Raw genomic sequence first — 12,128 nt, 5'->3', positions numbered from 1 at the left:
CTGAATCAATCACTCAAGGTACTTGTCCTGGTGCTTATACGATAACTAGAACTTGGACAGCTACTGACCCTTGTAACAACGTAACAACTCATGTTCAAACTATCACTGTTCAGGATACTACGGTTCCGGTAATTACTACTCAAGCTTCAAGTATTGTTGTTGAGTGTAATGGCTCAGGTAATCAAGGTGCTGTTCAGGCATGGTTAGCTTCTAATGGTGGTGCGGTTGCAACCGACAATTGTTCCGATGTAACTTGGTCTAATGACTTTGATGCATTAAGCAATGACTGTTCTGCTGCTATTACTGTTATTTTTACTGCTACCGATGCTTGTGGAAATACAGCTTCTTCTTCTGCAACATTTACTCTTCAAGACATAACTGATCCTGTCACTCCTGAAGCTCCTGCTGCTCTAACGCTTGCTTGTGCTTCTGAAGTTCCTGCAGCTGTTTCTTTAACAGCTACTGATAATTGTGCTGGTGAAATCACCGCTACTGGTGTTGATACTATCGCTGCTGGTCAATGTCCGAACTCTTTTGTTATCACCAGAACCTGGACTTTTACTGACCCTTGTAATAATTCATCTGCAGTTTCTCAAATCATTACTGTTAATGATACTATTGCTCCTACTTTTGTAGAAGCTATTCCAACAGACTCAACTGTTCAATGTGATGCTGTACCAACAGCCGTTACTTTAACAGCTACTGATAATTGTGGTACTGCTGCTGTAACTTTCGCTGAATCAATCACTCAAGGTACTTGTCCTGGTGCTTATACGATAACTAGAACTTGGACAGCTACTGACCCTTGTAACAACGTAACAACTCATGTTCAAACTATCACTGTTCAGGATACTACGGTTCCTACTTTTGTAGAAACATTACCTCAGGATACCTCAGTTGAATGTAGCAATATCCCAGTTGCAGCAACATTAACTGCAACAGATAGTTGTGGAGATGAAACAGTTACTTTTACAGAAGCAATTGTTCAAGGTGAGTGTACCGGAGATTTTGTTATCACAAGAACATGGACAGCAACAGATTTATGTGGAAATAGCGTGTCACACGAACAAATAATTATTGTTCAAGATACAACAGGACCAATATCCTCAACTTTTGATGAAAACATTAATGTTACTTGTGATGCTATTCCTCTAAGTCCTGATTTAACCTTTACAGATGCTTGCTCTACAGTAGGTGGAGTAACATTCAGTGAGGAAATAGTAAATGAATCAGCTACTTTTTATACAATTGTAAGAACTTGGGAAGCTTATGATAGTTGTGGTAATTTATCAACCTTTACACAAACTATTAATGTAACAATTCAAGATAGTTTTACACCAATTTCTAGTGTATCTTGTATTGGAGATAGTACTCCTATTGATCTTAATACATTATTACCAACAGGAACTACAGGTGGAACTTGGATTGATGTAAATAATACTGGTGCATTAAATAATAATATCTTTACACCAACTCTAGTAACGGCTATTGGAAATTACATCTTTAGATATGAAATTACTGAAGGTTCTTGTCCAAGAATATATGCAGTTACTATGAATGTAAATGATGATTGTATTCCATTCCCTTGTAATGCTATTAATATTTATAATGCGATGTCTCCAAATGGAGATGGCTTGAATGAATTTTTCAATATTGAAAACATTGAAAATACTGAATGCTATTTGAGTAATTCAGTTGAAATCTATAACCGTTGGGGCGTGTTAGTGTATGATGTTCAGAACTATGATAATAGTTCCAAAGCATTCCGAGGTGTTTCTGAAGGTAGAGCGACAGTTAATAAGTCTGCTGAATTACCAATCGGAACCTATTTCTATATCATTCAGTATACTACATCTGATGGAGATGTTGTAAATAAATCTGGATATTTGTACCTAACAAGATAAAATAAACTCCTGAGGGTTTAACGACCCTCGGGTTTCTAAAAAAAGAAACTAAATGAGAACAAAATTTTTATTTTTTGCTTTGATGTTAACAGGTTTTGCTGGATTCGCTCAGCAAGATGCTCAGTATACGCAATACATGTATAACACAATAAATGTCAATCCTGCTTATGCCGGATCGAGAGGAGTAATGAGTATTTTCGGACTGCACAGAACCCAATGGGTTGGATTAGATGGTGCACCGGTAACGAATACTGCCTCTATTAACACACCAATAAATGAGAGTAATCTAGGTTTAGGTTTATCCTTTGTAAATGATCGAATAGGTCCAACAAACGAGAATACTATTTCAGCTGATTTATCTTACTCCATTAATACCTCTGAAACCTACAAACTTTCGTTTGGTATTAAAGCATCGGCAAATTTATTTAACTTGGATGTAAATAAGTTAAATCCAGCTGATCAAGGAGATCCACAGTTTGCAGATTTAGAAAATAAGTTTACTCCTAATATTGGAGCAGGTGTTTATTTCCATTCTGACAAAACATACTTTGGTCTTTCTGTTCCTAGCTTTTTTGAGACTACCCGTTATGATGACAACTCTGTTGCAATCAATAAAGAAAAAATGAGTTTTTATTTTATTGCAGGTCATGTTTTCGATTTAAGTTATAATCTTAAGTTTAAACCTGCCTTAATGACTAAAGCTACTGAAGGTGCTCCATTACAAGTAGACTTATCCGCTAATTTCCTAATAATGGATAAATTTGTGTTAGGTGCTGCTTGGAGATGGGATGCTGCCGTTAGTGCAATGGCAGGATTTCAAGTTTCCGACGGATTATACATAGGATATGGCTATGATATGGAAACAACAGAATTAAAAAACTTCAATTCAGGTTCACATGAAGTATTTTTACGATTTGAATTGTTCCAAAGACATAACAAAATTGTTTCACCAAGATTCTTCTAATAAGCAATAGTCATGAAAATAAAATTTATATACATTACTTTATTAAGTTGTATCGCTTTGAATGTCTCAGCTCAAAAAGCGGGAGTAAAAAAGGCGGATAAGAACTATGATAAATTCGCCTACATAGATGCTATTAAAACCTATGAGCGAGTGGCAGAAAAAGGCTTTAAAACGCCTGATATGTTGCAAAAAATTGGAAATGCCTACTATTACAATGCCGATTTGGTGAACGCTGAAAAATGGTATAGTGAACTTTTTGCAATGACCGAAGAAGTTGAACCTGAATATTTTTTCCGTTACGCACAATCATTAAAAGGAGTTGGCAATTACGCTAAAGCTGATGAAATGATGGCAAAATTTAATTTAAAAAGCGGAAATGACTCAAGAGGTTTAATAGCGAAAACTAAAAAAGATTACCGCGAAGAAATCAAGAAAAATTCAGGTCGATATAAAATTGAAGATGCCGGAATCAATTCGGAATATTCAGATTATGGTACTGCATTTTATCTAGACAAGGTTATTTTTACATCCACTCGTGATACCGGAAATTTTTCGAAAAGAAAACACAGTTGGACTGACCAATATTTTTCAAATCTATATTCAGCAGATATGACTACTGAAGGAGTTTTATCTTCTGCAGGAAAATATGGAAAGAAATTAAATACTAAATTCCACGAATCAACTCCTGCCTATACTAAAGATGGTAAGACAGTTTATTTTACCCGTAATAATTTCTTAGATGGTAAAAAAGGAAAAGATGCAAACAAGGTTACTTTATTAAAGATATATAAAGCTACTCTTGAAGAAGATAAATGGATAAATATCACTGCTTTACCTTTTAATAGCGATAGCTATCAAGTTGCTCATCCAACGTTAAGTGCTGATGAAAAAACATTATATTTTGCCTCTGATATGCCTGGAACAAAAGGCTTATCTGATCTTTATAAAGTAGACATCAAAGAAGATGGTTCTTTCGGAACGCCTGTAAATTTGGGCTCTGACATCAACACAGAAGGTCGTGAAACATTCCCGTTTATTACTTCGGACAATGAATTGTATTTTGCTTCTGATGGTCATCCCGGATTAGGTGGATTAGACATTTTCATAACTAAATTAGAAAAAGACGGTTCGTTTAAACAAGTTCATAATGTTGGAGAATCTGCAAATAGTCAATATGATGATTTTGCCCTGATTATCAATAAAACTTCAAAAAGAGGATTTTTAACTTCAAACAGACCGGGTGTTGGAAATGACGATATCTATAAATTCTTAGAAACTCGTGAAATTGATTGGGATTGTGAACAATCACTAGTAGGTATTGTTACTGATGCAAATACAGATGCAATTCTTCCAAACACAAAACTGACATTATTTGATGAAAAATTCACTAAGTTAAGAGATACTATTTCAGGCCTTGATGGTCGTTATGATTTTGGAATTATTGATTGTGAAAAAAAATATTATGTAAGAGCTGAAAAAGAAACTTACACAACAAAAGAAGTTCCGGTAATAATTGCTAAAGAAAGCGGTATAACGGAATTACCAATTGAATTAGACAGTGCTGTTAAAGCAATTCCTGTAGGAGGTGATTTAGCTGACGTATTTGGAATAAACCTCATCTATTTTGATTTAGACAAATGGAACATAAGACCGGATGCTGCGATTGATATTGCTAAAATTTTAGATGTATTAAACCAATATCCTACGATGAAAATTGATATTCGCTCACACACAGATAGTCGTCAAACTCATAAATACAATGAAGTATTATCAGAACGTAGAGCAAAATCAACTAGAGATTGGTTAATCAAACACGGAATAGCTGCGGAACGTTTAACAGCAAAAGGTTATGGAGAAACCCAATTGGTAAACAAATGTGCTGATAATGTAGAATGCTCTGAAGCTGAACACCAATTAAACAGAAGAAGTCAATTCATTATTACTGATTTATAATACTGTTGTTAATTCATTTTAAAAAAATATCCCGTTAATTTTTATCGGGATATTTTTATTTTAGAACAATAATAAACTATTTCCTATTTTTCAATTTCCCTTAAACTCTCCATTTTTTTCATAGCTAAGAATCCTTTGATGTCTTCAAAATGTTCTTTCACACGTTTGTGACCAAATTCAAAGACTTTGGTAGCCAAACCGTCTAAGAAATCACGGTCGTGGGAGACTAGAATTAATGTCCCGTCAAAATCACGCAACGCATCTTTGATGATGTCTTTGGTTTTCATGTCCAAGTGATTCGAAGGCTCATCCAAAATCAATAAATTCACCGGTTCCAACAATAGTTTAATCATTGCCAAACGCGTTTTTTCTCCACCGGATAACACTTTTACTTTCTTGGTGATATCATCTCCTTGAAACATAAATGCTCCTAAAATATTTTTTATTTGTGTACGGACCTCGCCAACCGCAATATTATCAATCGTTTCAAAAATGGTGGCATTTTCATCCAACATCGAAGCTTGGTTTTGAGCAAAATAACCTATTTGTGCATTGTGACCAATCTCAACACTTCCGCCATTGATTTCAATTTCTTTCATGATGGCTTTAATCATGGTCGATTTTCCTTCACCATTTTTACCTACAAAAGCTACTTTATCACCGCGTTCAATCACGATATTGGCATCTTTAAAAATCAAATGATCGCCATAGGATTTCTCCAAATCTTTAACTACCACTGGATATTGCCCTGAACGAATGGAAGGTGGAAATTTTAATTTTAACGCCGAATTATCAATTTCGTCTATTTCAACAGGAACCAATTTTTCTAACATCTTTACTCGCGATTGCACTTGCAACGTTTTGGAATAGGTTCCCTTGAAACGCTCGATAAACTCCATGTTATCTGCAATCATTTTTTGCTGCTCGTCATAGGCTTTTTGTTGATGCACTCTACGGTCTTTTCGCAATTCCAAATAATGCGAATACTTGGCTTTGTAATCGTAAATACGACCCATGGTCACTTCAATCGTGCGATTGGTGATATTATCTACAAAAGCTCTATCGTGCGAAATGACCATCACCGCTTTGGCCGAATTGATTAAAAAATCTTCCAACCATTGGATACTTTCAATATCCATATGATTGGTAGGCTCATCCAATAAAATTAAATCGGGTTTTTTCAAAAGGATTTTTGCCAATTCAATTCGCATTCGCCAGCCACCGGAAAATTCAGAGGTGGGTCGGTTAAAATCTTCGCGTTCAAATCCCAAACCTTTTAATACTTTTTCTACTTCAGCTTCATAATTTACTTCTTCAATCGAATAAAATTTCTCACTCAACTCCGAAACGCGTTCGATTAATTTCATATAATCGTCACTTTCATAATCTGTTCGAATAGTTAATTGTTCGTTGAGATGATCGATTTCATTTTTCATGTTAAAGATTTCTGCAAAAGCTTTTGAAGCTTCTTCCATCACCGTCGCATCATCTTTCGTTAATAAATGCTGCGGTAAATAGGCAATTACGGCATCTTTTGGAGCGGAAATATTCCCTGAAGAAGCCTTTGCTTCTCCGGCGATAATTTTCAAAAGTGTCGATTTACCAGCACCATTTTTACCCATCAAGGCAATTTTATCATTTTCATTAATAGCGAAAGAAACATCGCTAAACAAAGTGGTTCCGCCAAAATGAACGGCAATATCGTTAACTGTAATCATTTTTACAAAGTTGGAAGTTAGAAGATGGAAGCCGGAAGCTTTCAACTACTTATTTTTTTCAAGGTGCAAAGATAACCGAATAAGGTAAAGAGGCCATCTTTTATTAAGGGACAAACTTAAATACTCATCCTAAACTCTTCAATTACATCATTGACTTTGCCATAATAACGTTCGTCAATAAACAACTCAACGGCTAAATCGGAATTTCCAAAACCACCCAAACTCGCTGATTGAATGTTGTCTTTTTTTAAAACATCGACGCCAATAGCTTCTATTTTTTCTTTTAATCGGGAAGCTAAAATGTCGCTTCCTGAAAATATTTTGATCATGCCCATTTTTATAGTCCTTAGTGTTTAGTAATTAGTCCTTAGTAATTAGTCTTTAGTTTTTAGTATGAAGGATTTATAGGTTATTTACCTATTCCGCTTTAAAGAAAAGCGGTTCAATCATGATTTTTTCAGCCAAAATTTCCACTTTTTCGGTGATTGTGGTACAGAAAAACAATCGCTGTGTTTTTTCCACACTATTCGAAAGTCGCAAAATAGTGGTATCCAATCTTTTTCGAAGCATCTCATCAATATCATCAACCACAAACATTTTGATGGTATTCATATTAAATCCGGCAGAAGCAAACATATCATTTATCTTGATTGGCGTTCCTACCAAGATGTCACAACCCAACGAAATTTGGTTTTTATCGTAATCGATGTCGCCTTTTTCGTGAGCTCCAAACACACGTAAATCGGTGTAATTGGCATATTGTTTGAAAAGTTCAACAGTTGCCAATACTTTTTCTTTATCTTCCACCAGTACCAAGGCACGGGTGCTTTCTCCCACCGCTTTTTCCATCCGTTGAATCACGTTTAAAACAATCGTTGTTGTTTTCCCACTACCATGTGGTGATTGAATAACAGCATCTACCCCACTTTTTATTGTGGAAAAAGTTTCTTGCTGTAGTTCATTAGCTTCCGTTAACTCATTCTCCACAAGAGCTTGTTGAAGCTTGGGATTTATTTTTTTTAATTGCATTTTTTTGAGTGATTATTGAATAGTAATTAGCAACTAATCACTATTATTTACTAGCAAAAAGCTTCACATCATTCTCAGAAATTTCAGTTCCTCCCAGAATAATCAAGCGTTCTACCACGTTGCGAAGTTCGCGAATATTTCCCGTCCAATCATATTCTTGCAGTAATTTAATTGCTGCGGGAGAAAAACTTTTCGCAACGTTACCTTGTTCCTCAGCAATTTTGGTTGCAAAATGCTCAATTAACAAAGGAATATCATCCCTACGTTCATTCAACGCTGGCACCTTAATTAAAATTACAGCTAATCGATGGTACAAATCTTCGCGAAAACGTCCTTCGGCTATTTCTTTTTTTAAATCTTTATTGGTGGCAGCAACCACGCGAACATTCACTTTAATGTCTTTATCAGCACCGACACGTTGCACCAAACTTTCTTGTAGAGCTCGAAGTACTTTTGCTTGTGCGGCTAAACTCATATCGCCAATTTCGTCCAGAAAAATCGTCCCTCCGTCGGCAGCTTCAAATTTTCCGGCTCGGTCTTTTACGGCAGATGTAAAAGCTCCTTTCACGTGACCAAATAATTCACTTTCAATTAATTCAGAAGGAATCGCAGCACAATTTACCTCAATAATTGGAAACGATGCTCGTTCGCTTTTTTCGTGCAATTGATGGGCAACCAGTTCTTTTCCGGTGCCGTTTGGCCCCGTAATTAGAACACGTGCATCGGTTGGAGCCACTTTTTCAATCATCTCTTTAATGTAATTGATGGGTTCTGAAGCACCAATCATTTCATAATTTTTACTGACCTTCTTTTTCAGTATTTTGTTTTCAACCACCAATTGTTTGCGGTCTAAAGCATTTCGAACGGTGTTTAACAACCGATTCAAATCGGGTGGTTTTGAAATGTAATCAAAAGCTCCTATACGCATAGTATTCACAGCTGTTTCCAAATCACCATGTCCTGAAATCATGACAACAGGAATCTCCGGTTTGATTTTTTTGATTGCTTCCAAGACTTCCACACCATCCATTTTGGGCATTTTGATGTCACAAAGCACTAAATCATAGTCTTCGTTTTTTATTTTTTCAATTCCGGAAAGGCCGTCTTCAGCTTCTTCCACTTTATAGGTGTCACTTTCCTCGGAGAGTATTTTAGTTAATACTCTTCGGATGGCAGCTTCGTCTTCTATGATTAATATTTTGGGCATTTTTTTGAGGTACTAAGGTGCTAAGGTGCTAAGGTTCTAAGGTACTAAGGTACAAAAGTACATAGAAGCAATTATTACTAATAATCTAAATTTGAAAAATGTTATTAATACTTCAACCATTTATAAAGTTCTTTCCAACTTGGTTTTTTGCCGTACATTAAAATTCCGACCCGGTAAATTTTTGCTGCAAACCAAACCACAAATAAAAAGGTTGCATACAATAAAACCATGGAAATGACTAATTGCCACCAAGGTACACCAAACGGAATTCGCATCAGCATTACAATGGGCGACGTTAATGGTATAATTGAAAATACGGTCGCTACAGTTCCGTGCGGATCATTTAAAACTGTGAAAAAACCAATATAAACTCCTAAAATTAACGGTAAAATAATCGGCAATAAAAACTGTTGCGAATCGGTTTCATTATCAACTGCAGCTCCAATTGCTGCGTAAAACGAACTGTACAAAAAGAAGCCACCGATGAAATAAATCACAAATGAAATTAGCAACGTTGCTAATGGCAGCTCTTTGAACTCATTAATATATAACGGTAGTTTTTCTGCAAAACTACTTGAATTCGCCGAAGCAACCATTTCGGGTGTAACAGTAGCTGGAGCTCCCATTTGCATTCCAAACAAAGAGGAAAAAACAAAAAACAAGACCAATCCCAAGATGGTCCAAATTAAAAATTGTAAAATTCCTGCCAATGAATTTCCAATGATTTTTCCCATCATCAATTGAAACGGCTTCACCGAAGAAATAATGATCTCTATAATACGATTAGTTTTTTCTTCAATGACACTTCGCATGACAAAATTGCCATAAATCACAATAAACATCATGATTAAATAACCGAAAATACCACCTAAAAACAACTTGATTTCATTGAGACCTTTAACCGTATCTTCTCCTGTTGACTTTTTTAAGACAATGTCTACTTCTGCTTTTGCATTGTTGATTTTTAATGTATCCAAACCTATTTTTTCGTAATTGGCTTGGGTTAATTTTTTAGCGATAATTTCTTCAATGTCAATAATGTAATCTATTGACGGACTATCATTTGAAATATATTGCACGTTTTTCTGAACTTGTGCTAAACTATCCACTTTTGGAAAATAAATCAATCCTTCATATCGTTCGCTGATGATACTATCCTTCACAAAATTCACATCCATTTTTGACAAATCGTGATAAGAAAATTCAGCATCATTTTTAAATTCATTCACAAAATAACCGCTTGCATCGTGAATGGCAATTCGTTTCAAATCGGCTTTCATCGAGGCTAAATAGCCTACAAAAACTGCAATTCCTACAAATAAAAGCGGACTCAAGAAAGTCATAACAATGAATGATTTGTTACGAACTTTCGCAATAAACTCTCGTTTAATAATTAAGGTTAATACACTCATTACGATTGGCTTACGGTTTTTATAAATATATCATTGGCTGTGGGTATCTTTTCGACAAAATGCGTCACTTGACCTCTTTCAGTCAAAATTTGGAGCAACTCATTTGGTGTGGAAGTCCCAATAGCGATTTCAAGCTTTAAATCATCATTCAATGATTTAAATTGAGCTTGATCAACCGTGAACTTTTGAGTTAAATCGTACATCAAACCTTCGATGTTGTTGGTTAAAATCCCTACTTCAAAACTATTGGTTCGATGTTGTCGTTTTACATCGGTCAGTTTTCCTTCGATCAGCTTATTTGATTTATGAATCAAAGCAATATCGTCACATAATTCTTCTACACTTTCCATGCGATGCGTCGAAAAAATAATAGTGGCTCCATTTTTTTTCAACTCCAGAATTTCATCTTTGATAATGTTCGCATTGACAGGATCGAAACCGGAAAAAGGTTCATCAAAAATAAGCAACTTAGGTCGGTGCAAAACCGTCACTACAAATTGCACTTTTTGTGCCATCCCTTTCGATAATTCTTCAATTTTTTTATCCCACCATCCTTTGATTTCCAGTTTATCAAACCAATAATCCAATTGCTTTTTGGCGTCTTGTTTAGTTAATCCTTTGAGTTGAGCCAAATACAAACATTGCTCGCCTACTTTCATCGATTTATACAATCCTCGTTCTTCAGGAAGATACCCAATATGTTGAATGTGATGGGGTTGCAACAATTCACCGTCAAGTAAAATTGTACCGCTGTCGGGCATGGTAATTTGGTTAATGATGCGAATTAAAGAGGTTTTTCCGGCTCCATTTGGCCCTAATAAACCATAAATACTACCTTTGGGAACGGTCAGCGAAACGCTATTTAATGCGGTAAATTCGCCATATTTTTTAACCACTTGGCGTACTTCCAGAATGTTGCTCATACCTTTTTGAGTTTTGGTAAATATACGGAATTAGAATATTTTTAGTGGTATTTGTTACAAAAAAAAACCACCCTTATTGTGACACAAGGATGGGAAAAATTGCTATGAAAAAGAATCTACTAGTTTTCAAAGTCCCAACTTAGGTGCAAAACAACAAAAATTTAATTACATCGTTATACGTAGAATTAAAAAGGATTAAAAACCATATGAAAATACTATTTCTTTTATTAATTCCTCTCGTTGCTTTTTCTCAAAATGAAAGTATTGAGAAAATGAAAAAACTTCCTAAAGCAGAATTTGAAAGAGCTTTTAACGATAGTATTCAAAATTTAGAATCATTAGAATTGTGGAACTTTATTAAGAACGCAAAAGAAAGCGAAATAGATTTAAAAGATTTTAATTCAACCTTTTTAAAGAGATTTGAAACAGTTGAATCGGCAATTGAAATGATTTTTCTTTTAGAAATACTAATTGATCAAAAAACTGAAAAATCAATAATTGAAAATACTTTAAACAATAAAAAAGAAATTTGGGATAAAGGAACTTGGGCTGAAAAATTCTGGAAAATCATTCGAGAAAATGATTTTAAAATTATAGAAAGTAATCATTACACCATCAATAAAAAAGGAGAAAAAAAATATAACGTAAAACTTTTTATTGAAGAAAAAATAATGCAAAATGAAATGGGTGAAAATCCGCTTTTAGAAGTTGACTATGTCATAACTAATTATTCAGAAAATACACTTTTAGAAACACTTGAAAAATTAACCATTAAAGACATCCAAATTATTCCAAAACAAAAAAGTGTTGGTCTATTTGGAAAAAGAGGTGTTGATGGAATGATTAAAGTGTTGACGAGTTAGAATTTACTTTACTCATCACAAAAAATCCAACATTGCAACAAAAACTAATCAAAATTAACTTTGCTTTATCGAATCAACTACGTACAATATCAAATCGAATCGTTTTTGTATTTTATAGTATATTTGCCATTGTGGAAGAAAGATATTTATATATA

Annotated in this window: 10 protein-coding genes; 4 read left to right on the top strand and 6 right to left on the bottom strand. The window is 34.7% G+C overall.

Annotation, left to right across the window (positions count from 1 at the left end; all coding sequences use genetic code 11):
* The 3 genes from ACIQ2Z_RS11335 to ACIQ2Z_RS11325 all read left to right on the top strand — a co-directional run.
* The coding region (locus ACIQ2Z_RS11335) for a gliding motility-associated C-terminal domain-containing protein (RefSeq protein ID WP_396184265.1) at positions 1–1,904 on the top strand (1,904 nt) is incomplete at its 5' end.
* Positions 1,905–1,956: 52 nt separating this feature from the next.
* Positions 1,957–2,868, top strand: coding sequence for a type IX secretion system membrane protein PorP/SprF (locus tag ACIQ2Z_RS11330; protein WP_396184263.1), 912 nt, complete (start codon positions 1,957–1,959; stop codon positions 2,866–2,868).
* 12 nt (positions 2,869–2,880) lie between these two features.
* Positions 2,881–4,821 (top strand): OmpA family protein, encoded by a 1,941-nt coding sequence (locus tag ACIQ2Z_RS11325; protein ID WP_396184262.1) that lies wholly within the window; start codon positions 2,881–2,883, stop codon positions 4,819–4,821.
* Positions 4,822–4,904: 83 nt separating this feature from the next.
* On the opposite strand, the gene ACIQ2Z_RS11320 is transcribed toward ACIQ2Z_RS11325, so the two are convergent.
* From ACIQ2Z_RS11320 to ACIQ2Z_RS11295, 6 genes are all read right to left on the bottom strand, one after another.
* Positions 4,905–6,539, bottom strand: coding sequence for an ABC-F family ATP-binding cassette domain-containing protein (locus ACIQ2Z_RS11320; protein WP_396184261.1), 1,635 nt, complete (start codon positions 6,537–6,539; stop codon positions 4,905–4,907).
* A 116-nt stretch (positions 6,540–6,655) separates the two neighbouring features.
* Complete coding sequence (locus ACIQ2Z_RS11315) at positions 6,656–6,874, bottom strand: DUF2007 domain-containing protein (protein WP_396184260.1); 219 nt, start codon at positions 6,872–6,874, stop codon at positions 6,656–6,658.
* A gap of 82 nt (positions 6,875–6,956) precedes the next feature.
* A complete protein-coding gene (locus ACIQ2Z_RS11310) occupies positions 6,957–7,568 on the bottom strand; it encodes a DEAD/DEAH box helicase (protein WP_396184259.1) in 612 nt (203 codons plus the stop codon).
* Positions 7,569–7,611: 43 nt separating this feature from the next.
* Positions 7,612–8,775 carry a sigma-54-dependent transcriptional regulator gene (locus ACIQ2Z_RS11305; RefSeq protein ID WP_396184258.1) on the bottom strand — a complete coding sequence of 388 codons (1,164 nt, stop codon included), beginning with the start codon at positions 8,773–8,775 and terminating at the stop codon, positions 7,612–7,614.
* Positions 8,776–8,879: 104 nt separating this feature from the next.
* Positions 8,880–10,187 carry an ABC transporter permease gene (locus tag ACIQ2Z_RS11300; RefSeq protein WP_396184257.1) on the bottom strand — a complete coding sequence of 436 codons (1,308 nt, stop codon included), beginning with the start codon at positions 10,185–10,187 and terminating at the stop codon, positions 8,880–8,882.
* Complete coding sequence (locus ACIQ2Z_RS11295) at positions 10,187–11,110, bottom strand: ABC transporter ATP-binding protein (RefSeq protein WP_396184256.1); 924 nt, start codon at positions 11,108–11,110, stop codon at positions 10,187–10,189. Before ACIQ2Z_RS11295 ends, ACIQ2Z_RS11300 begins: the two co-directional genes overlap by 1 nt.
* Before the next feature lie 206 nt (positions 11,111–11,316).
* On the opposite strand from ACIQ2Z_RS11295, the gene ACIQ2Z_RS11290 reads away from it, so the two are divergent.
* A complete protein-coding gene (locus ACIQ2Z_RS11290) occupies positions 11,317–11,973 on the top strand; it encodes a hypothetical protein (protein WP_396184255.1) in 657 nt (218 codons plus the stop codon).
* Positions 11,974–12,128: the final 155 nt, after the last annotated feature.

Source organism: Flavobacterium sp. (assembly GCF_044361015.1).
GTDB lineage: Bacteria > Bacteroidota > Bacteroidia > Flavobacteriales > Flavobacteriaceae > Flavobacterium.
The sequence above is the reverse complement of the archived record's forward strand: the minus strand, read 5'-3'. Positions and strand labels throughout refer to the sequence as shown.